The 24,190-nt window shown below is 45.6% G+C and carries 28 protein-coding genes; 2 read left to right on the top strand and 26 right to left on the bottom strand.

All coding sequences use genetic code 11. From position 1 onward, the window contains the following. Positions 1-6 precede the first annotated feature (6 nt). The 11 genes from atpA to DW183_RS05435 form a co-directional block, all read right to left on the bottom strand. Positions 7-1,506, bottom strand: a complete 1,500-nt coding sequence (atpA, locus tag DW183_RS05490) for a F0F1 ATP synthase subunit alpha (protein WP_118280981.1) — start codon at positions 1,504-1,506, stop codon at positions 7-9. Between the two features lie 5 nt (positions 1,507-1,511). Further along, positions 1,512-2,030, bottom strand: coding sequence for an ATP synthase F1 subunit delta (atpH, locus tag DW183_RS05485; RefSeq protein WP_118280980.1), 519 nt, complete (start codon positions 2,028-2,030; stop codon positions 1,512-1,514). After that, positions 2,008-2,460, bottom strand: a complete 453-nt coding sequence (gene atpF / locus DW183_RS05480; RefSeq protein ID WP_118280979.1) for a F0F1 ATP synthase subunit B — start codon at positions 2,458-2,460, stop codon at positions 2,008-2,010. The genes atpH and atpF overlap by 23 nt, the downstream gene beginning before the upstream one ends. 24 nt (positions 2,461-2,484) lie before the next feature. Then, a complete protein-coding gene (gene atpE, locus DW183_RS05475; protein WP_012743658.1) occupies positions 2,485-2,715 on the bottom strand; it encodes an ATP synthase F0 subunit C in 231 nt (76 codons plus the stop codon). A 36-nt stretch (positions 2,716-2,751) separates the two neighbouring features. Then, positions 2,752-3,438, bottom strand: coding sequence for a F0F1 ATP synthase subunit A (locus DW183_RS05470; RefSeq protein ID WP_118280978.1), 687 nt, complete (start codon positions 3,436-3,438; stop codon positions 2,752-2,754). Positions 3,439-3,534: 96 nt separating this feature from the next. Next, positions 3,535-3,747 (bottom strand): hypothetical protein, encoded by a 213-nt coding sequence (locus DW183_RS05465; protein WP_118280977.1) that lies wholly within the window; start codon positions 3,745-3,747, stop codon positions 3,535-3,537. A gap of 99 nt (positions 3,748-3,846) precedes the next feature. Continuing rightward, complete coding sequence (locus DW183_RS05460; protein ID WP_118280976.1) at positions 3,847-4,794, bottom strand: TIGR01212 family radical SAM protein; 948 nt, start codon at positions 4,792-4,794, stop codon at positions 3,847-3,849. Between the two features lies 1 nt (position 4,795). Continuing rightward, positions 4,796-6,562 carry an arginine--tRNA ligase gene (gene argS, locus DW183_RS05455; RefSeq protein WP_118280975.1) on the bottom strand — a complete coding sequence of 589 codons (1,767 nt, stop codon included), beginning with the start codon at positions 6,560-6,562 and terminating at the stop codon, positions 4,796-4,798. 52 nt (positions 6,563-6,614) lie between these two features. After that, positions 6,615-7,109 carry a QueT transporter family protein gene (locus DW183_RS05450; protein ID WP_118280974.1) on the bottom strand — a complete coding sequence of 165 codons (495 nt, stop codon included), beginning with the start codon at positions 7,107-7,109 and terminating at the stop codon, positions 6,615-6,617. 71 nt (positions 7,110-7,180) lie between these two features. Beyond that, the gene (locus DW183_RS05445) at positions 7,181-7,669 is read right to left on the bottom strand and encodes a VanZ family protein (protein WP_118280973.1); all 489 of its coding nucleotides are present in this window, start codon (positions 7,667-7,669) and stop codon (positions 7,181-7,183) included. Between the two features lie 428 nt (positions 7,670-8,097). Next, positions 8,098-8,610, bottom strand: coding sequence for a sugar transferase (locus DW183_RS05435; RefSeq protein ID WP_256386591.1), 513 nt, complete (start codon positions 8,608-8,610; stop codon positions 8,098-8,100). Positions 8,611-9,239: 629 nt separating this feature from the next. Between DW183_RS05435 and DW183_RS05430 the strand changes: the two genes are divergently transcribed. Next, entirely contained in the window at positions 9,240-9,572 is a 333-nt protein-coding gene (locus DW183_RS05430) for a helix-turn-helix domain-containing protein (protein WP_243069537.1), read from the top strand. Between the two features lie 52 nt (positions 9,573-9,624). Here DW183_RS05430 and yajC read toward each other — a convergent pair whose 3' ends face one another. The 11 genes from yajC to mtaB all read right to left on the bottom strand — a co-directional run bounded on the left by yajC (position 9,625) and on the right by mtaB (position 19,542). Beyond that, complete coding sequence (yajC, locus tag DW183_RS05425) at positions 9,625-9,948, bottom strand: preprotein translocase subunit YajC (protein ID WP_118280970.1); 324 nt, start codon at positions 9,946-9,948, stop codon at positions 9,625-9,627. Between the two features lie 119 nt (positions 9,949-10,067). Beyond that, on the bottom strand, positions 10,068-11,198 hold the full coding sequence (gene tgt, locus DW183_RS05420) for a tRNA guanosine(34) transglycosylase Tgt (protein ID WP_118280969.1): 1,131 nt from the start codon (positions 11,196-11,198) through the stop codon (positions 10,068-10,070). Between the two features lie 29 nt (positions 11,199-11,227). Beyond that, positions 11,228-12,325 carry a chorismate synthase gene (gene aroC / locus DW183_RS05415; protein ID WP_118280968.1) on the bottom strand — a complete coding sequence of 366 codons (1,098 nt, stop codon included), beginning with the start codon at positions 12,323-12,325 and terminating at the stop codon, positions 11,228-11,230. Between the two features lie 72 nt (positions 12,326-12,397). Next, positions 12,398-13,447, bottom strand: coding sequence for a lactonase family protein (locus tag DW183_RS05410; protein WP_118280967.1), 1,050 nt, complete (start codon positions 13,445-13,447; stop codon positions 12,398-12,400). Positions 13,448-13,452: 5 nt separating this feature from the next. Further along, positions 13,453-14,682 carry a peptidase U32 family protein gene (locus DW183_RS05405; RefSeq protein ID WP_118280966.1) on the bottom strand — a complete coding sequence of 410 codons (1,230 nt, stop codon included), beginning with the start codon at positions 14,680-14,682 and terminating at the stop codon, positions 13,453-13,455. A gap of 42 nt (positions 14,683-14,724) precedes the next feature. Continuing rightward, a complete protein-coding gene (locus DW183_RS05400) occupies positions 14,725-15,366 on the bottom strand; it encodes an O-methyltransferase (RefSeq protein ID WP_118280965.1) in 642 nt (213 codons plus the stop codon). Between the two features lies 1 nt (position 15,367). Continuing rightward, complete coding sequence (locus tag DW183_RS05395) at positions 15,368-17,041, bottom strand: ribonuclease J (protein ID WP_118280964.1); 1,674 nt, start codon at positions 17,039-17,041, stop codon at positions 15,368-15,370. 27 nt (positions 17,042-17,068) lie between these two features. Beyond that, the gene (locus DW183_RS05390; protein WP_118280963.1) at positions 17,069-17,326 is read right to left on the bottom strand and encodes a DUF1292 domain-containing protein; all 258 of its coding nucleotides are present in this window, start codon (positions 17,324-17,326) and stop codon (positions 17,069-17,071) included. Positions 17,327-17,342: 16 nt separating this feature from the next. Then, positions 17,343-17,768 (bottom strand): Holliday junction resolvase RuvX, encoded by a 426-nt coding sequence (gene ruvX, locus DW183_RS05385; RefSeq protein WP_118280962.1) that lies wholly within the window; start codon positions 17,766-17,768, stop codon positions 17,343-17,345. An 18-nt stretch (positions 17,769-17,786) separates the two neighbouring features. Continuing rightward, positions 17,787-18,053, bottom strand: coding sequence for an IreB family regulatory phosphoprotein (locus tag DW183_RS05380; RefSeq protein ID WP_118280961.1), 267 nt, complete (start codon positions 18,051-18,053; stop codon positions 17,787-17,789). A gap of 100 nt (positions 18,054-18,153) precedes the next feature. Further along, complete coding sequence (gene mtaB / locus DW183_RS05375; protein WP_118280960.1) at positions 18,154-19,542, bottom strand: tRNA (N(6)-L-threonylcarbamoyladenosine(37)-C(2))-methylthiotransferase MtaB; 1,389 nt, start codon at positions 19,540-19,542, stop codon at positions 18,154-18,156. Positions 19,543-19,658: 116 nt separating this feature from the next. Here mtaB and DW183_RS05370 point away from each other — a divergent pair, with 116 nt between their 5' ends. Beyond that, positions 19,659-19,892: an HPr family phosphocarrier protein gene (locus tag DW183_RS05370; protein WP_118280959.1), complete on the top strand. Its 234-nt coding sequence runs from the start codon at positions 19,659-19,661 to the stop codon at positions 19,890-19,892. Positions 19,893-19,942: 50 nt separating this feature from the next. Here the strand turns inward: DW183_RS05370 and thiI are convergent, their stop codons facing one another. The 4 genes from thiI to prmA form a co-directional block, all read right to left on the bottom strand. After that, the gene (thiI, locus tag DW183_RS05365; protein ID WP_118280958.1) at positions 19,943-21,124 is read right to left on the bottom strand and encodes a tRNA uracil 4-sulfurtransferase ThiI; all 1,182 of its coding nucleotides are present in this window, start codon (positions 21,122-21,124) and stop codon (positions 19,943-19,945) included. A gap of 13 nt (positions 21,125-21,137) precedes the next feature. After that, positions 21,138-22,292, bottom strand: coding sequence for a cysteine desulfurase family protein (locus tag DW183_RS05360; RefSeq protein ID WP_118280957.1), 1,155 nt, complete (start codon positions 22,290-22,292; stop codon positions 21,138-21,140). A gap of 68 nt (positions 22,293-22,360) precedes the next feature. Continuing rightward, positions 22,361-23,095 carry an RsmE family RNA methyltransferase gene (locus tag DW183_RS05355; protein ID WP_118280956.1) on the bottom strand — a complete coding sequence of 245 codons (735 nt, stop codon included), beginning with the start codon at positions 23,093-23,095 and terminating at the stop codon, positions 22,361-22,363. Positions 23,096-23,124: 29 nt separating this feature from the next. Beyond that, positions 23,125-24,081, bottom strand: a complete 957-nt coding sequence (prmA, locus tag DW183_RS05350; protein WP_118280955.1) for a 50S ribosomal protein L11 methyltransferase — start codon at positions 24,079-24,081, stop codon at positions 23,125-23,127. Positions 24,082-24,190 lie beyond the last annotated feature (109 nt).

Raw genomic sequence — 24,190 nt, 5'->3', positions numbered from 1 at the left:
CACCTACTATCCTACAAATTCTTTTGCTGCATCAAGCATCTTCTCTACCAGTTCCTCATTGATGGCTTTGCTTGTCTCGATCTCCTCGCCAATCTCAGGATGCTTTAAGTCCATAAAGGAAAGAACATCCTTCTGATACTGCTTTACCTGCTTTGTCTCTACGGTATCAAAGAAACCGTGGTTAGCAAGACATAAGGTCATGACCTGCTCATGCAAAGAAAGCGGCTGGCAAAGTGGCTGTTTCAAAAGTTCCATCAAAGCCTTACCATGGGTAAGTTGTGCCTTGGTCGCATCATCCAGATCAGATGCGAACTGGGTAAATACTTCCATTTCACGATACTGTGCCAGATCGATACGGATACTTCCGGATGCCTTCTTCATAGCCTTGGTCTGTGCAGCACCACCAACACGGGATACGGAAAGACCTACATTGACAGCCGGTCTCATACCGGAGTTGAAAAGGTTACTCTCCAAAAAGATCTGTCCATCAGTGATGGAAATAACGTTGGTAGGAATGTATGCAGATACATCGCCTGCCTGTGTCTCGATGATCGGAAGTGCTGTGATAGAACCTCCGCCAAGTTCCTCTGACAAACGACTGCTTCGCTCCAAAAGTCTGGAATGTAAGTAGAATACATCACCCGGATATGCCTCACGTCCCGGAGAACGCTCCAAAAGTAAGGACAAGGCACGGTAAGCCACCGCATGCTTGGAAAGATCATCATATACGATCAGAACATCTTTGCCCTGATGCATGAAATATTCTGCTAATGCTGTTCCGGCATAAGGTGCTACATACTGCAAAGATGCCGGATCACTTGCGGTAGATGAAAGTACGATGGAATAATCCATAGCACCATGTTTTGTCAATGTAGATACGATCTTTGCTACGGTAGATGCTTTCTGACCGATAGCAACATAAATACAGATGACATCTTTCCCCTTCTGGTTGATGATCGTATCGGTTGCGATAGATGTCTTACCGGTCTGACGGTCTCCGATGATAAGTTCACGCTGTCCACGACCGATCGGGAACATGGAATCAATGGAAAGAATACCTGTTTCCATTGGTGTATCAACGGACTTTCTGTCTACGATTCCCGGTGCATCTTCCTCCATCGGACGATAGCCATCTGCCTTGATCTCGCCGTTTCCGTCGATCGGCTCACCCAAAGCATTGACGATTCTTCCGATAAAGGCATCGCCTACAGGAATACCTGCTTTTTTCTTGGTTCTAACAACCTTTGTTCCTTCTTTGATTCCGGTATCTCTGCCAAATAAGATAACGCCGATCTCATTTGCACGGATATCCTGAACCATTCCTTTGACTCCATTATCAAAGATTACGATCTCGCCATACATTGCATGATCAATGCCGTAGATCGTTGCGATCCCGTCGCCTACCCAGATGACTTGACCTGTTTCCTTGCTCTCGTCATCCCAGTTGGCATTTTCGATCTCTTCCTGAATAATGGAGATAATATCTGTTGCACTTATTGCACCCACAGGGGTCACCTCCCGGTTAATTTTCTTTCTAGTTGACGGAGTCTGCCCTCGTAACTTCTGTCAAATTCCTCATGGAAGCCGCGGATCAGATAACCGCCCAAAAGCGACTCATCGACACTCTCCGTCATTTCTATTTTATAATCTGGATACTTCTCTTGTAACAGTTGTTCTGCCTCATAGCGTGTCGCCTCATCCGGCTGGTCTGCAAAAATAATCTGCACCCGCATGATGTGATTCTGCTCATCCCAATACTGGTAATAAGCATCAAAGATCTGACGCATCATATCACAGTTTCCCAGATGGCTCATCATTTTCAGGAAATTGACCATGATCTGCGGGATCTCTTCCAGCGCACATACACGTTCGATGATCTCCTGCTTTTTCTTTTCGTCAATGGTCGGATTTTCCAGAACCTCTAATAGTTCCGGTGTCAAAAAGATGAGTGCATCCGTTTTTTCTACAACCGCACGCTCTACAGACAACTGGTACAAAACTTTTGCATTATTTACTGCTGCCTGCGTCATGAGCATCACCTGTCTTTACAATTTTTCTTGCTGCAATGAGCGCTAACTTCGCAATGTCTGCTTCCGCTGCCTTCGTTGCCTTTTCCTGCTCATTTGCAATATCACTTTTTGCTTTTTCAAGCATGGCATCTGCCTCAACTCTGGTCTTTTCCAAAGTTCTCTCGTGCTCCTTTTGTGCACGGTCTCTTGCCTCCAGAATAATCTGGTCTGCTTCTGTCTTTGCACTCTCCAACTTATCCTGATATTCAGCCTTCAATGCCTTGGCATCTTCCTGCTCTTTTTTCGCATCTGCGAACTGGCTCTTGACCATTTCATCTCTGGCATTGATCACATTCATGACCGGCTGATATAAAAACTTTTTAAAGATAGCATAAAGGACTAACAGATTGACTACCGTCCACAGGATGTTCCATGGATCTATACTCAGCATAACTGTGCCTTCCTTTCGTCTTTATTATTTCAGGAAAAGAATGATCAAAAGTGCGATAACGAAACCGTAAATAGCGGTTGCCTCGGCAAGGGCACATCCTAAAAGAAGTGACTTAGAGATCTTGCTTTCTGCTTCCGGCTGTCTTGCGATCGCATCTACTGCGGAAGATGTTGCCTTACCAATACCAAGACCTGCTCCAATACCTGTTAATACTGCAATACCTGCTCCAATGGCTACTAATAATGTTGATGACATAATGTTTTCTCCTTTTTCTTTCCAATTTTATTTTGTTTATTCGGTTGCTTCCTTTATGAACAACCCGGTCAGGAATACAAATACATACGCTTGTATCAGACCATCAAAAATATCAAAGTAGCAGCTAAACACTGCCGGTACCACTGCCGGTACGACCATCTTTAAGAGTTCCATGATAACAAAGGAACCTAAGACGTTACCAAACAGTCGCATACATAGGGACAATGGCTTGATAAAAAGTTCTAGGATATTGATCGGTAAGACGACCGGCATAGGTTCGGCAAAACTTTTCAGCCAACCTTTCGTACCCTTGGCACGAACGCTGGAAGCCTGGATCAATACGATACTCATCAGTGCCAATGCCGCGGTGACATTCATATCCTTCGTTGGTGGCTTGAATCCCAGAAGTCCTATCAGATTCGCCACACCAATGTAGATGGCTACAGCAGAGAGATACGGAATATATGCTTTTCCCTTCTCTCCTACGGTCTCATCAAAGAAGTCATGTAAGAACTTTACACCAGTCTCCACTACGATCTGCCTGCGTCCGGGGTGTTCTACACTTAAGTTTCTGCCCAAGAGAAAGAACACGATCGCCAGTGCCGCCATGATGATCCATGTAACGACTACAGACTCATAAATGGGGATTCCACCAAAGAGAGGAATGGTAAAGACAGTCTCACAATTCAACTCTTCCATCAGACCATTTACCAGAGCATCCATCTGTATACCTCCTTTCTTAATTTGTAATAATTTTCTTATTTACGATACGATTTTAGTCTTGCAAAAATTTAATGTCAATCATTGATTTTTCGGGCTTTAAAGGACTTTTTCCTGCTTATTTTTCATGTATCTTTCCCCTGTCATTTGGATTTTTCCGTTCTCTTTTTGTGCAAATTGCACATTGTTTTTTTCTTGAAACAAGAGGTGGTCTGGGAAAAAATTTTTTTCGTCAAAAAATTGACAAAAATTTCTCATTTTTTCCACATATTTACTTATATTTTGGCATATACAAAGGTCTGTCTGTGTCATAAAATTTATACACATCCCACCATGTGTCTAAAGTCAGGGACGTTCCTTTTGCCACAAGGAGCGTCCCCTTTGGTCTTTTTTACTGACAGGTAGCCAGATCTAGCGGCTGGCGATTTCACGCTGCAAGGCGTTCCATACGCGCTTCTTGTCCGCACTCCATAAAGGTGCAAGCAGGGTCTTCTTATCCCCATCGCCTGTCATGCGGTGGATAACCATATCTTTTGGCAAAAGACTGATACAATCTGCCACTAAACCAACATACTCTTCCATGCTAAAGACCGGGCATCTTCCTGCCTCATATTCTTTTTCCAGATCTGTCCCCTTTAATATATGAAGTAACTGTAACTTGATCCCATCAGCGCCAGACACTCCCACATAAGAGACCGTCTCCTTCATCATATCTGTGGTCTCGCCCGGCAGTCCTAAGATCACATGCACGATAACTTCCAATCCTCTCTTTTTTAGTCGGCCGACCGCCGCATCATATACAGAAAGCGGATAGCCGCGCCGGATGTATTCCGCCGTCGCCGGGTGGATGGTCTGCAGTCCCAGTTCTACCCATACCGGCTTTTTCGCATTAAGTTCTTCTAACAGATCCAGCACCGCATCATCCAGACAATCCGGCCGGGTAGCCACCGATAGGGCAAGTACATCTTCCGGCTCTATGGCTGCCTCAAAGATCGGGCGCAAATAAGAAACAGGCGCATACGTGCCTGTATACGCCTGAAAATAGGCAATGTACTTGCCTGCTTTATTCTTTTTTTCCACTCTCGCTTTGCCTGCGATCAACTGCTTTTGCACCGCCTGACGTAAGGCACTTTGGTCTGCCTCTGTCAGTATCTCTCCCCGTCTGGTCTTTTGCAGGATCTTTTGCATGTCCAGATGCTCTGCAAAATCGCCACTCCCGGATGCCGAGCAAAAGATACAGCCTCTGGTATCCAAAAGTCCGTCACGGTTGGGGCAGGAACAGCCTGCATCCAAAGAGATCTTGTATGCCTTTGTGCCAAAGGTATGGCGCAGGTACTCATTCAGTGAATAATATTTCATCTTACATTCTTTCCGGTGCAGAAAATCCCAGCAGATCAATACAGATTTCAAGGACTTCCTTGGTCAGTTCCAACAAGCGGATGTAGCCTGCCTGCTTTTTCTCATCTTCCTCCGTCATGATCTTGGTCTCATGGTAGAAGTGATTAAATGCATTGGCAAGATCATAAATGTATGCGCAGATCCTGTGTGGTGCATTTTCTTCGTATGCGCCACGCATAGCACTGTTGAACTTGGCAAGTTCCAGCATCAAAGACTTCTCACTCTCGGATGCTGCGGTCAGGATCTTTGCATCTGCAACCTTTTTGCCACTCTCCTCATACTTGTGCAAAATAGACTTCATACGAACGATCGTGTAAAGGATGTATGGACCTGTGTTACCCTCGAAAGAAGTAAAGCGGTCAATATCGAAAATATAATCCTTAGACGCCTGGTTGGAAAGATCTCCATACTTGATCGCAGAAAGTGCAACGATCTGGGCTGTCTTTCTCGCCTCGTCCTCTTCCATGGTCTTGTTATCCATGATCTTTTCGTACATCTTTTCATTGATCCCAGAAACCAGAGTCTCCAGACGCATAACGCCGCCTTCTCTTGTCTTGAAAGGCTTGCCGTCCTTGCCGTTCATGGTACCAAAACCGATGAACTTGAGTTCTGTCGTATCCGGTACGATACCGGTCTTTCTTGCACAGCGGAATACCTGGACAAAGTGTAACTCCTGACGCTTGTCTGCCAGATAGATCACACTCGCCGGATGATAATCTTCCATACGCCAGATCAACGTAGCAAGATCCGTTGTATCATAAAGGGATGCCCCGTCTGATTTTAAGATCATGCAAGGCGGGATTTCCTTGGTATCGGTGTCTTCCTTAACATCAACAACCAGTGCCCCATCACTGACATAGGCGTAACCATCTTTTTTCATCTTCTCTACCATGTCAGGAATGTATGGCTGTGCATCGGATTCCCCTTTCCACAACTCAAAGGACACATTCAGGTTCTCATAATTCTTTTTCAGATCACTGACTGACACATCTAAAATATGTTTTAAAAGTGCCTGATAGCCGCGATTTCCCTGCTGTAATTCAAAGGTAGCCGTCATGGCTTCCTCTTTGTAAGCAGCATCTTCTTTTGACTTTGCACTGGCGGTCGGATAGATTTCTTCCAACTCGCTGATCGTAAATGGAGGTTCGCTCGGATACTCTCCTGTATAATCTGGATCAAAATAGCAAAGATCCGGCTGGCGCAGACGAAGTTCTGTGATGATAAGTCCCATCTGTAAGCCCCAGTCTCCTAAATGCACATCGCCGATCATATTATCACCCATGAACTTGCCGATGCGCTTCACGCTCTCACCGATCACGGCAGAACGAAGATGTCCGACATGCAGTGGCTTTGCCACATTTGGTCCGCCGTAATCAACGATCACGGTCTTTGGCTCTGCAACCTTATCTACACCTTTTCTGTCATCTTCTGCCATGGCATTGACATAGTCTGTCACATAGCCAGGGGCAAGGATAAGATTCAAAAATCCCGGTGGGCAGGCGATGACACTTTCAAACATCGGGTTATCCTGTAGTTTCTCACTGACCTCTGTAGCGATCGCGATCGGCGCCTTCTTGTATTCCTTGGCTGCCGCCATAGCACCATTACACTGGTATTCACACAGATCCGGTCTGTTTGATAAAGATACTCTGCCATATTTTTCATCGTAGCCACACGCCACGAAAGCATCTGTAATTTCTTTTCGGATCAAATCCAAGATTTCTTTCATATTCTTATCCCTTCCTACTAATTATAAATCCATGTACGAGACAGGTGTCGGATTACTCTTCTGTCTTAAAGATCTTGAAGCGATGTTTCCATAAGGCTTTCTTTAGGATCATGCCCAGAACACAGATAGAAAGCACTTCACCGATGCCGACTGTCAGCATCAGATACCATACCGCATCCTCTAAGCCGTACACATTGCGGAGTACGAGCGGTACAATGATGGTATTAGCGATCACCGGCGGCAAGGTAAAGGCAAACTTGGTCTTTCTTAAAAGATAAGTGCCAATCGCACCGATCAAGGTTGCCAGACTGCCAAATATCACGTCGAGTGCCATGCATCCGGTCAAGATGTTGCTGAGCAAACATCCAACAAAAAGTCCCGGAATCGCTGCCGGCGTAAAGATCGGTAAGATAGTCAGAGCCTCTGAGATCCTTACCTGGATCGCACCGTTTGCGAGTCCAAAGGCACTGATAAAATAAGTCAGTACCACATAAATAGCCGCAATCATTGCGGCCTGGGTCAATCGTAACGCACTTGTTTTTTTCATATGTAATTCTCCTTAGTTTTGTTTTGCGTGTGGATGGTTTCGAACACACGTTGTAAATCCTTATGATTTTATCATAATTTGCGGAGTTTGGAAAGATGATAAATGGTACAAAGTAACAAACATCCCAGCAGACATCCCGCACTATCTAACATGACATCCGTCACTTGCCCGCTCCGTCCCGGGACAAATAGTTGATGGATCTCATCGGTTGCCGCATAGCCTGTCCCAAGGAGCCAGCCCCAAAGTCCATAATGTCTTTTTTCAAAGGATGACAAAGTGGCTGTAAGTAAAATACCAAGAATGGCATACTCCGTCGCATGGGCCATTTTTCGCACCGGGAACTCGATGCTCTCGGCATACTTTGTCCGGTCAATTTCTGACATGGAAGAAAAATCCGGTACTAAGACACTTCCTACCGTCATGCCGACGCGCAGACTTGTCTTGGTCGATTCCGTCGCCGGCTGTGCCGAGAAGGAAAAAATCAGGAGCATCCAGAGGATGGAAAGGATAAGGTATGCAGTTGGTTTATATTTGTGGGATTTTCGTGGGTTGGTATTCATGGTTTGCTTGTGATCTCTTTCGATTATTTTCTATAATTTCAACAGATTCATTATCAATTTTACCATCACATCTTTCTCTTCGGCTTTTGATTCAGCAATCATCAATGTAATTGCTACTAACATTCCATCACTAAGTCTCATTCAATTCTCCATTCACGTCACCATCTGTAAATAGTACAATTTCATTCTTCATCTTTTAGTCCCTCTTACATAATTAAATGTACTTTTTTATCCTTTGATATAATTCATACATCCTATCTATAACCATGAACTCTGACCAGACCATCCACGATATGTGCTACTTCAGGGAACGTGCTATAATCGAGGAAAAATATCGGAATGATCTGATCAAGAAACAAGAATAGCCGTACCATCTGCTACTAGGCATTTGGTATGGCTGTTCTATTTCGTGAGTTCTCTATCAATATTCATATATTTGCATTTATTATCAACCACACATCATCGCTTCCCCGCAACACCACCGGAACCGTCATCAAAATTATCTTGAGATCCAGCATCAGGGAATGATTTTCAATATACATGAGATCCCATTTTAATTTATCTAAAAATTCTGTATGATAATCTCCATGCACCTGCGCATAGCCTGTGAGCCCGGCTGGCACTGTCGCGCGGAAGGTGTACTCCGGCACATCTTCTACAATCTCTGCAATGATCTCCGGTCGTTCCGGACGCGGTCCCACAAAACTCATATCTCCCCTGAAGATATTGATCAGTTGCGGCAATTCATCAATCTTAAATTTACGCAAGACATATCCTACGCGCGTCATGCGTTCATCCTTTTTGCCGGCAATCTGTGGTCCGGATTTTTCCTCCGCTCCCATGATCATGCTGCGAAACTTAATGATCTCAAAATTTCGCATATCTTTCGTACAGCGTGTCTGCCTGTAAAAGACATCTCCCCCATCAGATCCACTACCAATACGATGGCAAAATACAGCACCATATACAGGGGCGGCACAATAGACGTACGGATCAGTTGTATCCCCAATAGGACTGCCACTATGCTCTGTAATGCAATGAGAAAAATATCAATTTTATATATGACTCTTTTCTTTGCTTCCTGCTTCATTTCCTCTTACCTGTTGAATAACTTTCTATACATAACAAATGACGTGTCACAGTTTCCTACGCACGCCACAACTCCAAGATCTATAAAACAAGGGTTGAGCACTCAGTACCCCCCCCCCAGAAATTTTTAAGTTTAGTTTTAATTTTTCTGCTTTTTCATAATCTTTGCTAATACACTTCATAGTTCTCGTTTCACACTATAGTTGTATTTTTTCAATCATACATAACTGGCAATATTATCCATTATTCATTAAGGTTTCTTATAATATACGCCTGTTCGGATATTCATTATACCCTTTATCATCCTTTTGTCTACATTTATTTCGCTATTAGCGATTTAGTATTTCTCTTAGTTTGTTCCTATTTAGAGGTCTACAAAATATGATTAAGATAATTTCTGGAAACGTATGAAATCATTAGTGTTTCCGAAAGTGGGGAACCGAGTAAATTTTATGTAAAGGGGGAATGACCTGTGAATTACATGACATCTGCCACAGAAATCGGACAGCGTATTCGATCCTGTAGAAAGTCCATTGGACTGACACAGGCCGAGATTGCAGAAAAGATGGATCTCTCCATCAATTATGTTTCCGATTTGGAAAACGGAAAGAAGAATATGTCAATACTGACGATGGCAAGTCTTTGCAAATGCTTTGACAAGTCCGCAGATTATTTTTTGTATGGCACGGAAGACAAAAATGCCGGCATAGATATGGAAAAAGTAATCGAATTCGTCTCGACACTTTCCAATCAGCAGTTAGATCATTTACAGACCTATGTAAATTCATTGATCCAATTGAAAAGTGAGGCATAAAAAAGAGGTCAGGATGTTTTTCATCCTGACCTCTTTATACTTTACAAATGTCTTATTTAGATTCTTTTTCTACAGCATCTTCCGGCTTTTCTACTGCTGAGATAGCAGCCTTCTGCATTGGGATACGACAGTTCTTGTTGCTGCCGAACTCAACGATCACAGTATCCTCTGCGATGTCGATGACAACACCATAAAAACCACTTGTGGTAAGAACGGTATCTCCTACAGCAAGGGATGACATCATAGCATTTTTCTGCTTGGTCTCCTTCTGCTGCGGACGGATCATAAAGAAATACATAAATGCAAATAAGATTACGATCCAGATGATTGGCATCAAAGCATTACCGCCTGCTGATGAACTCATTAAAATATTCATGATAAAAATTCCTCCTAATCATGAGACTTTATGCCTCAACTCTATTTATTGTACTAAATCCCTATACATTTCGCAAGGTTTTGTCCATAATTTCCCATCAGTTTATAAAACTTTAATATTTATTCTCCGGCTTCCATGCCCTCTAATTTGCGCTTCTTGTAACCGGCGAAATCTCCGGCATCCAAAGCATCCCTGATCTCTTCCATCATGTGATTGTAGAAATACAGGTTATGCAGCACGCAAAGGCGCATGCCCAGCATTTCTTTTGCTTTCAACAGATGACGGATATAGGCACGGGAGTAGGTACGGCATGCCGGACAGCCACAGCCTTCTTCGATCGGTCGCATGTCCTTTTCATACTTTTGATTAAAGAGGTTTAATTTTCCATGATCGGTATAGACATGACCATGTCTTCCGTTTCTGCTAGGGTAAACACAGTCAAAGAAATCAATGCCTCGCTCTACCCCCTCTAGGATATTCGCCGGAGTTCCGACTCCCATCAGATATGTCGGCTTATCCTGCGGCAGATATGGAACGGTCTCCTCTAAGATATGATACATCTCCTCGTGGCTCTCGCCTACAGCAAGTCCACCAACGGCATAACCATCCAAGTCCATCTCAGCGATACGTTTGGCATGCTCAATACGGATATCCTCATAAATCGCCCCCTGATTGATACCAAAAAGCAACTGGTTCTTATTGATGGTATCTTCCAGACCATTCAGCCTTGCCATCTCTGTCTTGCATCTGGCAAGCCAGCGCGTGGTACGATTAACAGAGTCGGTCACATACTTACGGTCTGCCTTACTGCTTGGGCACTCGTCAAATGCCATTGCAATCGTTGATCCTAAATTGGACTGGATCTGCATACTTTCTTCCGGTCCCATAAAGATCTTATGCCCGTCAATATGTGACTGGAAGTAAACACCTTCTTCCTTGATCTTGCGCAGCCCTCTGAGGGAGAACACCTGAAATCCGCCGGAATCGGTAAGGATCGGACGATCCCATACCATAAACTTATGCAGACCGCCCAGTTCCTTGATTGTCTTATCGCCCGTTCTCACATGCAAATGATAGGTATTGGACAGTTGCACCTGTGTACCGATATCATGCAGATCATCGGTGGATACAGCCCCTTTGATCGCAGCCACCGTTCCTACATTCATAAAAGCCGGTGTCTGAATCGTTCCATGTACGGTCTCCATGACCGCTCTTTTTGCTCTTCCTTCTGTTTTTAAAACTTTGTACATTTTCCTGTTCTTTCTATATATAATAACAATTATTTTTTCTGATAAAAATCAACGATACGATCCATGCGCGCACTCATATTTGAAAAAAGTGCATCGACAAGTGTGATCGCTGCCATACTCTCCACAACCACCACTGCCCGGGGTACGATGACAGGATCATGTCTGCCATGAATCTCAATTGTCTGCTCCTCGCCATGCACATTCACGGTCTTTTGTGGCTGGCTGATCGATGGTGTCGGTTTGACTGCCACACGAAAGATAATCTCATCGCCATCGCTCATGCCACCGAGCACGCCGCCTGCATGATTGGTCTCCTTTTTAACAGTCCCATCCTGCATACAAAAAGCATCGTTATTGACAGATCCATTGTTTGCTGCAACCGCAAAACCATCTCCGATCTCAAAGCCTTTTACCGCTCCGATGGATAGCATTGCCTTCGCCAAAGAGGCATCTAACTTATCAAAAACAGGCTCACCAACGCCTGCCGGCATCCCCTTGACCCGACACTCAATCACACCGCCTGCTGAATCCTGTCTACTGATGCAATCCTCCAGATAAGCCTGCGCTTTCTTTGCAGCCTCAGCATCCGGCATGGCAAGTGGATTTTTCCTGATCTCATCTGCATCAAAAGAAGCGATAGCAACCGGTCCGATTGCCTTTGTATATGCGCACATCTCAACGCCAAGTTCCTCTAAAATCTGTATGGCGATCGCCCCTGCCGCGACCCTGCCAATCGTCTCTCTGCCGCTGGATCTGCCGCCGCCGCGATAATCTCGGATTCCATATTTTTCATAAAAAGTGTAATCCGCATGCCCCGGTCTGAAGATCTCCGCAATATTGGAATAATCCTTGGAATGTTGGTCTGCATTCCTTACCATCATAGAGATCGGCGTTCCTGTTGTCTTTCCCTCAAAAACACCGGATAAGATCTCAATGGCATCTGCTTCCTTTCGCGCCGTCGTAAACTTGGACTGTCCCGGTTTTCTTCTGTCCATAAATTCCTGTATTCTGTTTGTATCCAGCCTCAGTCCTGCCGGAACGCCATCCACGACAACGCCAAGTGCCGCGCCATGGGATTCCCCCCAGGTGCTGATGCGAAATGCTTCACCAAAACTTGATCCAGCCATACGCTTTTATCTCCTATCAATGCCAGATTATCCCATGAAAAGCGAACTCTCCACAGGATAACCAGACGAAAACTATACTAATTTGTGTACCACTATACTATTCGGCTTATCTACCTTAACGGGTGGATTTTTCATCAAAGCACATTTCTTTTCATGATCTACGGTAAAGGTACGGATCTCATTGGAATCATGGTTCAAAGAGACCAGTGTCTTATTGTCAGGCAAAATAGTGATGCACTTCGGATAATCCCCGCTGATCTTGGTCGTTTCCTCAATGGAAATCAGACCATCCTCACCTACGGCAAGGCAGACCACCTCGTTGGCTCCGTCCAAAGATACATACAGATACTTACCATCCGGTGCAAACTCAAGCGCAGAACCGGATGCCAGTGAATCCTCTTTTTCCAGAACGGAGGTCCTCTTGATCTTTTCAAATACCGGTTTGCCTTCACGCAAGTCATAGGTATATATATCAACCATATTAGTTGTCTCTTCCAATACATAGGCAAACTTGCCATCCTTGGAAAAACGGATACGACGCGGTGCACTATTGAATGGGAAACGCAAAATATCATATAAATGCAGTTTGCCCTCTTCATAATCAACCTCATAGATCTTGATCTGGTTGAGTCCCCAATCTACTGCACAAAGATACTTCTCATCCGGTGTCAATTTGGTGCAGGACACTCTCGGATCCATACGCTTTTCTACTGAACTTTTACCGACGCCCTGATGAAAGACACCATCTGCGATACCGGCAATGCTTCCATCCTCATTCAGGCGCATCATGGTCACCTTGCCATCATGAAATCCCGCCAAAAACAGATAGCGGTCATTGGAATCGATTTCTACATAGCAGGCACGCATGCCACCGATCCATGCCTGATTGATCTTGGTCAGATCCCCATTTTCATCAATAGAAAAGGAAGCAACACCCTCATCCTCAATGGAATACAGATATTTGCCGCTGTGTGCAACGGCAATATTGGATGGATTACTGATCGGTGCGACACTGCGCTCTGTCAGTTTTCCCTTTTCCATGTCAATGTCATACACATGAATACCAATACTATTCTCATGCGTATAAGTTCCTACATATGCTACATACTTCTCCTGTGCCATAATCCTTAGTCCTCCTCTTTTCTCCTTAAGATGTCAAACTGATCTAACGGCTGTCCTAAGTCAATCCATAATTTTTGTTTTGGATGCGGTGCGCTCGGCATATCTTCCCCATCCTCATTTACAATACGTCTTACGACTACTTCTATATTATCGCCATTTGGCTTCATAATTTCAATAGTCTCTCCTACAGAAAACTTGTTGCGCTGCTCGATCGCATACAAGCCCTCGGCATTACATTCCCCAACAATGCCAAGATAAGTATATTCCTTAATGTAGGTGTTGCTATCATAGATCTGTGCCTCCTCAGAAGGCTTTCCAAAGAAAAATCCTGTGGTAAACTGGCGGTAAGTACAATTTGAGATCTGCTCCTGATACCATGGCATATTGGCATGGTATTTTTCCTCGGATTCCAGATAATCGTCGATCGCCTTGCGATAGGTTCTCGCAACCGTCGCCACATAAAGGGCTGTCTTCATACGACCTTCGATCTTAAAACTGTCAATCCCCGCATCAATCAGTTCCGGGATATGCTCGATCATGCAAAGATCTTTGGAATTAAAGATATAAGTTCCTCTCTCATTCTCATAGACCGGCAGATACTCGCCCGGCCGCTGTTCCTCTACCACCGCGTATTTCCAGCGGCAAGGATGGGTACAGGCACCACGGTTGGCATCTCGTCCGGTAAAATAATTGCTGAGCAGGCATCTGCCGGAATAGGAAATGCACATAGCCCCATGGATAAAAGTCTCGATCTCCAGATCATCCGGGATATTCTGACGAATTTCCTTGATCTCCTTCAAAGATAACTCCCTCGCTGATACCACACGGGTCGCGCCAAGTCCATGCCAGAATTTGTAAGTGCCATAATTGGTGTTATTGGCCTGGGTACTGATGTGGACATCGATCTCCGGACAGACCTCGCGCGCGATCGTAAAGACCGCCGGATCCGCAATGATGAGTGCATCCGGTTTTAATTCCTTTAATTCTTCAAAGTAGCGGCGCACGCCGGGCAGATCTCCGTTATGTGCCAGGATGTTGGCTGTCACATAAACCTTAACCCCATGCGCATGAGCAAAAGCGATGCCCTCTGCCATGTCTTCTTTTGAAAAATTCTTGGCTTTGGCGCGCAGCCCGTAGACCTCGCCACCGATATATACCGCGTCCGCTCCAAAGATCACGGCTACTTTTAATACTTCCAGACTGCTGGCTGGCACCAGCAACTCAATGTTTCTCATGTATGACTCCAATTTTAAAATTCTATTCTATCCCACTCGTTCTTATTTCATGGTACAGACGGCAAGTCCGTCACCGACCGGCAGGATACTGCATACCAGATCCTCGTCATGCGTCAGGCTGTAAAGATATTCCCGCATCCGCTTATGGATGGTGCGGTTGCGCCGTTCGATCGCATAGTGGGACTCGATCAGATCTCCGTCCTGCAAAACATTGTCCGTCACCAGAACACTGCCGGAATGCATCAGCCTCTTGATCTCCGGCAAAAAAATGGGATACTGTCCCTTGGCTGCATCCATAAAGATAAAATCATAGGAACCTGTCAGGGTCGGCAGAACCTCCTGCGCATCCCCCTCGATCAGATGGATACACTCCTCTTTTTTTGCCCGCGCAAAATTCGCCCGCGCGATCGGTATCCGCGGCGGATAATTCTCGATCGTCGTGATCTGGCAATCGGCGGGATCATATGCCTCCATCAAAAGCGCAGAAAACCCGACTGCCGTACCGACTTCTAGGATCTGCTCAGGACGCAGGGTCTGCATTAAGAACTTCATAAAAGTCTGCGTATCTTTGCGGATGATAGGCACATAGGTTTCCAATGCCTCTTTTTCTATTGCAGCAATATAATCAATCTCCTGACCTTCTAAGGATCTTAGATAGGTCAGGAAACGTTCATCTACTATCATCTTACACTTCCATAATGATCGGCATGATCATCGGACGTCTCTGTGTCTCTTTCCATACGAAATCTCCCAGAGAATCCTTGATCTCGCTCTTGATCTTTGTCCAGTCTGTCACGTTCTTATCCTGCAGGCGATCCATGGTCTCATTCAATACGGCTCTTGCGCTGTCCATGAGATCTTCTGCGCCACGCACATAGACAAATCCACGGGACACGATATCCGGTCCTGCCAGGACACGTCCGCTGCCGGACTCTAAGGTAAGCACTACGATAATGATACCATCCTCTGCTAAATGCTGGCGGTCACGCAATACGATATTGCCGACATCACCAACGCCGAGTCCATCGACCATGATCGCACCTGTGTGCACATGACCTGCCACCTTTGCACTGTTTTCATCCAGTTCCAGAACATCGCCGGAAGATAAGATAAAGATATTGTCCTTATCCATGCCAAGATTTTCTGCGATCTTTGCCTGTGCGATCAGATGCTTGTACTCTCCGTGTACCGGGATCGCATACTTCGGATGTACCAGAGAATAGATCAGTTTGATCTCTTCTTCGCAGGCATGTCCGGAAACATGCACATCCTGGAAGATCACGTTGGCTCCCTTTTTGCAGAGTTCATTGATGACATTGGTTACCGCCTTTTCATTTCCCGGGATCGGATGGGAACTGAAAATGATGGTATCGTTTGGCTTGATGGATACCTTGCGGTGGGTGCCATTTGCCATACGCGACAAAGCTGCCATAGACTCGCCCTGGCTGCCGGTCGTGATCAGTACCGTCTTTTCATCCGGGTAATTCTTTAACATCTCAATATCGACCAAAGTGTTGTCCGGCACCTTCAGATAACCGAGTTCTGATGCCGTGGCAATGATATTGACCATACTGCGTCCTTCCACAACTACCTTTCGGTCAAACTTGTGGGCAATATTGATGATCTGCTGCACACGGTCTACATTGGACGCAAACGTCGCGATGATGATGCGGGAATTTGTGTGTTCCGCAAAAAGCGCCTCAATCGTCTTTCCTACAGTACGCTCTGACTGGGTAAAGCCCTTGCGCTCTGCATTGGTACTATCACACATGAGTGCCAGAACTCCCTTTTTGCCAAGTTCTCCGAAACGCTGCAAGTCGATCGCATCACCATAAACCGGTGTGTAATCCACTTTAAAGTCACCGGTGTGTACCACAATGCCTGCCGGTGAGTAGATAGCAAGTGCCGCTGCATCCTGGATACTATGGTTGGTACGGATAAACTCTACACGGAAATCTCCCAGATTGATATGCTGTCCGTACTTTACGACCTTGCGTTTTACTTTTGTCAAAAGATTGTGCTCTTTTAACTTGTTCTCGATCAGACCATTGGTCAGTTTGGTTGCGTAGATCGGCACATTGAGTTCCTTCATAACATAAGGAATAGCACCGATATGATCCTCGTGACCATGGGTGATAAAGAAACCTTTGACCTTGTCCTCGTTCTCTTTCAGGTAAGAAATGTCAGGGATAACCAAGTCGATTCCCAGCATGTCATCCTCTGGGAATGCAAGTCCGCAATCCACGACAATAATGCTTTCGCCATATTCGAAAGCAGTGATGTTCATTCCAATCTGTTCCAGTCCGCCCAATGGAATGATCTTTAATTTCCCTGTATTCTGTTGTTGTTTTTTGTTCAAAATATACCTCCTGTTGTTTTGTTTTCTTTACATCTCAAAGTCAGTATCTTCCACTAACTCTTGAAAAATCTTTACGACCGCTTCAAACTCCACATCGTCCTCTACCACTTCATAAGTGGAGTCTGTGTCATCTGCTGCAACTTCTTTTAAAATAAAAGCGTCTGTATCTCCCTGACTGTCCTCGGTCACCAGTAAATACTTTTGCTGATTTAAAGTCGTCTCCTCTAACACATAAACAGTAATCTCCTCTGCTGTATCCGGGGCAACTAATGTAATGCTTTCCATATGATCTTCCTTCCACTTATACCTGTAGCGAGTCCAAATAGCCCTGCAAGATCACCATGGCTGCGATCTCGTCTACATATTCTTTCCGATGTTCTCTGCGGATGCCTGTCTCCATCATCGTCTTGTCCGCGGTGACGGTCGACAATCTTTCGTCCCATAGGATAACCTCAAGGTGTGTGCGGTTCTCCAGCATCTCCTTGAAAGCGAGCGTCTCTTCACAACGCTTTCCCTCTGTGCCATTCATATTCTTGGGGTATCCCAACACGATCTTATCTGCCTGATAAGATGCAATTAGCTCATCAATCCTTGCCAAGGTCTTACGAAGTTTACTCGGTTTTTCCCTTCGAATGATCTCAAGACCCTGGGCAGTCAAAAGTAAAGGGTCACTGATAGCGACCCCTACCGTTTTTGTTCCATAATCTAATCCAAGTACTCTACTCAATCTAACGCCTACCGCTTCCTAATGTTCCCATGCTTTTCCTGCGATGTACTCCTTGAGAAGCTCCTCTACGAGTTCGTCGCGTTCTACCTTCATAATGAGACTACGCGCATTCTTATGACTGGTGATGAAAGTCGGATCGCCGGACATGATATAACCTACGATCTGGTTGACCGGATTGTATCCCTTTTCATCCAATGCTTCATAGACAATACGAAGGATCTCCTTAACGGAAGTCGGTGTCTCCTTTTCAACTCTGAAATACTGTGTGTTACTTAAATTCTGCATAATAAATCCGCACCTATCTGCTCTTTTGTTATCAAGCTAATTAACTACATTTTAGTATATTGTAACAAATTTGTAAAGAACTCTGCGTCTTTCCCTTGTATTATTCCCGCAAAAGATAAATATTCTCCGCGATCTGCTCGCCTAAAATACCTTTTTTGATCTGGTTGGAAAGATCCTCATTTGTCGGATAAGCCACGCGGATGTATTCTCTCGTATATCCTGTATAATAGGATCTGCCATCCCACTCCCATGGGGTCTCGAACAGGACTTCTACCTCCCGCCCCACATAGGACTGGCGGTAAGCATGTGACATGACATCTTCCAAGGTCAGCAGGATGTCACTGCGCCTGGCCTTGATCTTCTCATCCACCTGATCCGGCATGACTGCCGCCTTTGTGCCTTTGCGTTTGGAATATTTGAAAATATGCATTTCATAAAAGCCAATATGGTCTACATATTCTTTTGTGGTCTCAAATTCTTCTTCTGTCTCGCCCGGAAATCCCACGATCACATCGGTCGTGATCGCCGGCGCATCAAAATACTTGCGAAGCATGGCACATCCTGCCTCATACTCTGCCGCCGTATATTTGCGGTTCATGCGCTTTAAGGTCGCATCGCATCCACTCTGTAAAGAAAGATGAAAATGCGGGCAGATCTTGTCCACCTTTGCCAGGCGGGACGCAAATGCTTCCGTGATGATCTGCGGCTCCAAAGAGCCCAAACGGATGCGATCAATGCCCTGCACTTTTGCAACCGCTTCAATCAATTCCAATAAGTGATTGTGCTCAAATCCACTGTTATAATTTTCTGTCAGACCATAGGAACTCAGATGGATCCCGGTCAGAACCACTTCGCGGTAGCCGCTTTTTGCAAGCCCTTCCACTTCCTTTACCACGTCCTCGATCGCGCGGCTACGCACACGTCCTCTGGCATAAGGGATGATGCAATAAGAACAGAACTGATTGCAGCCATCCTGCACCTTGATGAAGGCTCTGGTATGTTCGGCAGTCTTATTGACCAGAAAATACTCATAATCCTGCCCATCCTGATTGATGTCCACGCAGTCGACGACCTTTTCTTCCACTGCTACGGTATCTGCCGATTTCTCGGCGCCCTCTGCAAGACTGGTTGGATTTTTGGCTTCAAATTCTGCGATGCGCTCCACCAGATGATTTTTCTGGTTGTTGCCGATGACGATATCCACTGCCAGATCTGCCAAGACTTCTTCTGTGCTTGTCTGCACATAGCAGCCTGCCGCCACGACAATAGCGTGGGGATTTTTCTTTTTTGCCCTGTGGATCATCTGGCGCGACTTGCGGTCTGCCATATTCGTTACCGAACAGGTATTGATCACATACACATCTGCCACATCTGTAAAGGCTACGATCTCATATCCGGCATGCTCCAATAACTCCTGCATCGCGTCCGTCTCATATGCATTTACCTTGCACCCCAAATTGTGAAGCGCGGCTCTTTTTCTTGTTGTCATTGTCCTTTTCCCTGCTAAGATCACCCGTTCCTTTTGTGCATGTTTTTCATTGACTTTTCCCATGCAATGAATTACGATAATCGTATAAAATCAATACATTGAAGGAGGCATATGACATGCAAAAAGTTGTGATTTCTTTAAATTCAATTGATAAAGTTAAATCTTTCGTAAATACGATCAGCCAGTATGATTTCGATTTCGACCTCATCTCCGGCAGATACGTGATCGATGCCAAGTCTATCATGGGTATCTTCAGTTTAGACCTCTCTAAGCCGATCGATCTTACCATCCATACCGATGAAGACACGACAGAAGTTATGGCAGCACTTGAGCCATACATCATCAAATAATTCATTTGACTACTTTTAAAAGCATCCTGCATATAGCAGGATGCTTTTTTCTATGCTTCTACATGGATCGTCTCGACGGTACTGATCGCCTGATCCATCAGATCGTCGATCACATCCGCCAGTTTCTCCTCTGACTTTTTGATCACATTCACATTCGGCTTTGTCACCGGATGCTTTGCCACAAAGATCGTACAGCAATCTTCATACGGCAGGATGGATGTCTCATAAGTACCGATCTTCTCGGACACCTCTACGATCTCCTGCTTGTCAAATCCGATCAGCGGACGATATACCGGCATGGTACACACTTCGTTGGTCGCCATCAAAGACTGCATGGTCTGGGATGCCACCTGTCCGATACTCTCGCCTGTGATCAACCCTAAACAGCCATCTTCTTTTGCAAAATGTTCTGCGATCTTCATCATGTATCTGCGCATAATGATCGTCAATTCCTCATGCGGGCATTTTTCATAGATAGCCAACTGGATATCTGTGAAGTTGACCACATGCAGATCGATTGGACCCGTATAGGCTGAAATCTCCTTTGCCAGATCAACGACCTTTTGCTTTGCACGCTCGGAAGTGTAAGGCGGTGCATGGAAATAAGTCGCATCAATGGCAACACCACGTTTGGAGATCATATAGCCTGCAACCGGACTGTCGATACCACCGGATAAAAGGAGCATTGCCTTTCCGCCTGTGCCGACCGGCATACCGCCCGGTCCCGGGATCTCCTCGGAATAAAAACTGATCTGCTCACGGATTTCCACATAAAGCATCACATTCGGATCGTGCACATCCACGCTCATATCCGGGAACGCATCCAGAATCTTTTCGCCCAAGGCTGCATTGAGTTCCATGGAATCCATCGGATAATTCTTTCTGGCACGACGTGCCTTTACCTTAAAGGTCATGTGCTTATCCGGGTAGATCTGATCCATATAGGAAACAACCTGTTCTGCCAATTTATCAAAGCCCTCGTCCTCGACCATGACAGCCGGACAGATGCCTGTGATACCAAACACATGGCTGAGTGCTTCTATGGTCTCCTCATAATCATAGTCACCTTCGGTTTCCACAAACACACGTCCCTGCTGCTTGTGCACATGAAAAGTGCCATCCACACTGCGCAGAGCATAACAGATCTGGCGCACCAGTGCATCCTCAAAAAGATGGCGGTTCTTGCCCTTGATACCGATCTCTGCATATTTGATCAAAAATGCCTTATACATAATTTTCTCCTTTTTAACTTCTTCTGTATTTTGCCAGCATTGGAACCAGTTCTGCCATAGCCTCCAACGCATAATCAATTTCTTCCTTTGTCGTGTGTACGGAAAAACTGAACCGTACCGTAGACTCCAACAACTCGCGTTTCAATCCGATCGACTGCAAAGTCCTGCTGACCGCCGGCTTGTTGGAAGAACATGCGCTTCCGGCAGAGACATAGATCTCTCTGTCCTCAAGGGCATGCAGGAGCACTTCACTGCGCACACCGGATACGCTGACACTGACGATATGCGGTGCGTTACTGTGATCCTTGTGACCATTGACACTGACGCCGTCAATCTTTTCTACTTCTGCGATAAAATAATCACGCAGACGATACATTTGCATGATCTTGGCATCAAAATTCTGATAGATCTCCATGGCTGCCTGCCCCAGACCTGCGATTGCCGGTACATTTTCCGTACCGGAACGGAGTCCTCTCTCCTGACCACCGCCAAGGATCAATGGATGCACCTTGACCTTATCTCTTACAAATAAAAATCCGCTGCCCTTTGGTCCGTGGATCTTGTGCCCACTGACGGATAAAAGATCGATTCCCATGCGCTTCGGATAAATGCGGAATTTGCCATAAGACTGGATGGCATCCACATGAAAGAGACAGTTTGGATTGGTCTGCTTGATCAGACGCGCCGCTTCCTCCACCGGCTGTACGGCTCCGATCTCATTATTTACATGCATGATGGATACCAGAATGGTATCGCTACACATGGCATCTTTTAGATCCTGTAAGGAAATACAGCCATAAGCATCCACCGGCAGATAAGTAACGGCAAATCCCTGCTCTTCCAAATAGGCAAAAGGATTTGCCACCGAAGGATGTTCGATCGCCGTCGTGATCACATGCATGCCGGATCTTTTATTGGCAAGCGCACTTCCCACGATCGCCAGATTATTACTCTCGCTCCCCCCGGAGGTAAAATAAATTTCTTTTTCATTTACCTTGAGTGTCTGCGCGATCCGTTTTCTTGCTTCTTTTACATAGTTTTCGGCTTCCATACCGCGGTTATGCAGAGAGGATGGATTGCCGTAATCCACCCGGAGCAGGCGCATCATCAGATCTGCTGCTTCCTGTGAGCACTGCGTGGTCGCTGAGTTGTCTAAATATGCTTCCATCTTTTTTCCTATTCTATCATTCTATTACTCTTAGTTTATTCATATACCTGCCAGAATCCACAGGCATTTTATTGCATTTCTGTCGCAAGCATGACCATGGACATGGTCGTGATCGCCGCTGTGTCGGTGCGCAGGATTCTGCTTCCCAAAGAGACGACCTGCATGCAATCTTTTACTGCATCGATCTCTTCTTGTGCAAATCCACCTTCCGGTCCGATCATGATGCTGATCGTCTTTGCATCCCGGATCTTTGTCAGAGCATCTTTTGTCGCCTCCATGCCCTTAGCACATTCATAAGGCACCAGACATAGATCACACTCTTTTGCGTAAGCCATGGCATCACGGTAAGTCATGAAATCATGTACGACCGGGATGCGGCTGCGTTTGGACTGCTTTGCCGCAGATTCTGCGATCGCCTGATAACGTTTGAGGCGCGCAGCCTTTTTCTTGGCATCCAGTTTTACCACACAATATTTCATCTCCACCGGGATGATCTCATAAACACCAAGTTCCACCGCCTTTTCGATCACCGTTTCCATGCGGTCACCCTTTGGCACTGCCTGAAAAAGATAAATACGTTTTTCTAATTCGGTAGATGCCACTTCTTCCAAGACCCGAAGCGTGACCTGTCCTTTGTCCGCCGACTCTATCTGACACAGATAATTGTCGCCCTCATGCGTGCTGACACGAAGCTGCTCTCCCTGGCGCATACGGAGCACCTGTAGCAAATGTCTGGCATCCTCGCCCTCTACCATAAATGTATCATCGATCTTGACCGACTGATCCACAAAAATCTGTTGCATCCTAACTCCTTATTCTCATAACATCGGCTCTATTTACAAGCCGTGATGTTGCGCCATTCTCCCTGCGCATTGCTTTCTACCACCTGTAGTCCTGCCGCAATCAGCGCATCCGCTACTTCCTGCTCCTTGAAATCAATAATACCGGAAGTGATCAGTTTTGCCCCCGGCTTCATGCTTGCTGCCAGTGCCGGAGCCATCGGGATAATGATGTCTGCCAAAATATTGGCTACCACGACATCATACTTTTCCTTTCCCACCTTATCCTGCAATGCCTCATCATCAATGAGATTTCCTACATAAAAATCGCCCAGAGACTTGTCTAAGTGATTGACTGCAAAATTATCATAAGAGGATGCAATGCAATCCTCATCAATATCTGTGCCTACCACATGCTGTGCGCCGAGTTTTAATGCCACGATAGAAAGGATACCACTGCCACATCCTACATCAAGGACTTGATTGCCTTCTTGCAGGTATTTTTGTAACTGGCGAATCACCAGTTGGGTACTCTCGTGCTTTCCCGTACCAAAGGATACGCCCGGATCGATCTCCACAAGTGTCATATCCGATTTGTCCTCCGGCATGTCTTCCCAGGTAGGTTTAATAAAAATATTGCCGATGGAAAAAGAAGAAAAATAGGCTTTCCAGTTGTCACGCCAATCCGCCTCGTCTGAGATTTCAGTCGTGATCGTACCCTCGCCGATCTGGGCATACGTTGACATATCGTCCAAAGCCTGTCTTACTTTTTCCAAGATCTCGGATGCGTCTGCCTCATCTTCTTCCAGATAAAAACTAATGCGTGAAGATCCATCGTCCTCCGGCAGATCCGGTTGCAATTCTTCAAATACACCGCCCTGTCTGTCCGCATCCGGAACCGGGATAAGGTTGTCGATCTCTACACTGGTAATGCCCAGTTCCGATAGCATGGCACAGACCAATTCCTCTGCATCCGTTCTTGTATTTATCGTGTATTTATTCCACCGCATATCTATTCTCCATTTTCTATAACATATAGCCTTGCTAAACTAATGTATTGTACCATGGATTGCCCGTTTTGACAATGCGTGAATACGCGCAAAAAATGCGGTCACCACA

The sequence above is a fragment of the Roseburia sp. AM16-25 genome (assembly GCF_003473825.1).
Lineage (GTDB): Bacteria > Bacillota > Clostridia > Lachnospirales > Lachnospiraceae > Pararoseburia > Pararoseburia lenta.
Note: the sequence above shows the minus strand (reverse complement) of the source record. Positions and strands in the feature narration are given on the sequence as shown.

Bases quoted from the DNA above. Each gene is read 5' to 3' on its own strand.
- DW183_RS05400 (WP_118280965.1), bottom strand. From the start codon at position 15,366: ATGATAGTAGATGAACGTTTCCTGACCTATCTAAGATCCTTAGAAGGT.
- DW183_RS05450 (WP_118280974.1), bottom strand. From the start codon at position 7,109: ATGAAAAAAACAAGTGCGTTACGATTGACCCAGGCCGCAATGATTGCG.
- yajC (WP_118280970.1), bottom strand. From the start codon at position 9,948: ATGAATATTTTAATGAGTTCATCAGCAGGCGGTAATGCTTTGATGCCA.
- prmA (WP_118280955.1), bottom strand. From the start codon at position 24,081: ATGCGGTGGAATAAATACACGATAAATACAAGAACGGATGCAGAGGAA.
- tgt (WP_118280969.1), bottom strand. From the start codon at position 11,198: ATGTACAAAGTTTTAAAAACAGAAGGAAGAGCAAAAAGAGCGGTCATG.
- DW183_RS05360 (WP_118280957.1), bottom strand. From the start codon at position 22,292: ATGGAAGCATATTTAGACAACTCAGCGACCACGCAGTGCTCACAGGAA.
- DW183_RS05355 (WP_118280956.1), bottom strand. From the start codon at position 23,095: ATGCAACAGATTTTTGTGGATCAGTCGGTCAAGATCGATGATACATTT.
- atpF (WP_118280979.1), bottom strand. From the start codon at position 2,460: ATGCTGAGTATAGATCCATGGAACATCCTGTGGACGGTAGTCAATCTG.
- atpE (WP_012743658.1), bottom strand. From the start codon at position 2,715: ATGTCATCAACATTATTAGTAGCCATTGGAGCAGGTATTGCAGTATTA.
- DW183_RS05445 (WP_118280973.1), bottom strand. From the start codon at position 7,669: ATGAATACCAACCCACGAAAATCCCACAAATATAAACCAACTGCATAC.
- DW183_RS05430 (WP_243069537.1), top strand. From the start codon at position 9,240: ATGACATCTGCCACAGAAATCGGACAGCGTATTCGATCCTGTAGAAAG.
- aroC (WP_118280968.1), bottom strand. From the start codon at position 12,325: ATGGCTGGATCAAGTTTTGGTGAAGCATTTCGCATCAGCACCTGGGGG.
- DW183_RS05380 (WP_118280961.1), bottom strand. From the start codon at position 18,053: ATGCAGAATTTAAGTAACACACAGTATTTCAGAGTTGAAAAGGAGACA.
- DW183_RS05410 (WP_118280967.1), bottom strand. From the start codon at position 13,447: ATGGCACAGGAGAAGTATGTAGCATATGTAGGAACTTATACGCATGAG.
- argS (WP_118280975.1), bottom strand. From the start codon at position 6,562: ATGAAAGAAATCTTGGATTTGATCCGAAAAGAAATTACAGATGCTTTC.
- DW183_RS05470 (WP_118280978.1), bottom strand. From the start codon at position 3,438: ATGGATGCTCTGGTAAATGGTCTGATGGAAGAGTTGAATTGTGAGACT.
- DW183_RS05390 (WP_118280963.1), bottom strand. From the start codon at position 17,326: ATGGAAAGCATTACATTAGTTGCCCCGGATACAGCAGAGGAGATTACT.
- thiI (WP_118280958.1), bottom strand. From the start codon at position 21,124: ATGTATAAGGCATTTTTGATCAAATATGCAGAGATCGGTATCAAGGGC.
- DW183_RS05465 (WP_118280977.1), bottom strand. From the start codon at position 3,747: ATGACACAGACAGACCTTTGTATATGCCAAAATATAAGTAAATATGTG.
- DW183_RS05460 (WP_118280976.1), bottom strand. From the start codon at position 4,794: ATGAAATATTATTCACTGAATGAGTACCTGCGCCATACCTTTGGCACA.
- DW183_RS05405 (WP_118280966.1), bottom strand. From the start codon at position 14,682: ATGAGAAACATTGAGTTGCTGGTGCCAGCCAGCAGTCTGGAAGTATTA.
- DW183_RS05370 (WP_118280959.1), top strand. From the start codon at position 19,659: ATGCAAAAAGTTGTGATTTCTTTAAATTCAATTGATAAAGTTAAATCT.
- atpH (WP_118280980.1), bottom strand. From the start codon at position 2,030: ATGACGCAGGCAGCAGTAAATAATGCAAAAGTTTTGTACCAGTTGTCT.
- mtaB (WP_118280960.1), bottom strand. From the start codon at position 19,542: ATGACAACAAGAAAAAGAGCCGCGCTTCACAATTTGGGGTGCAAGGTA.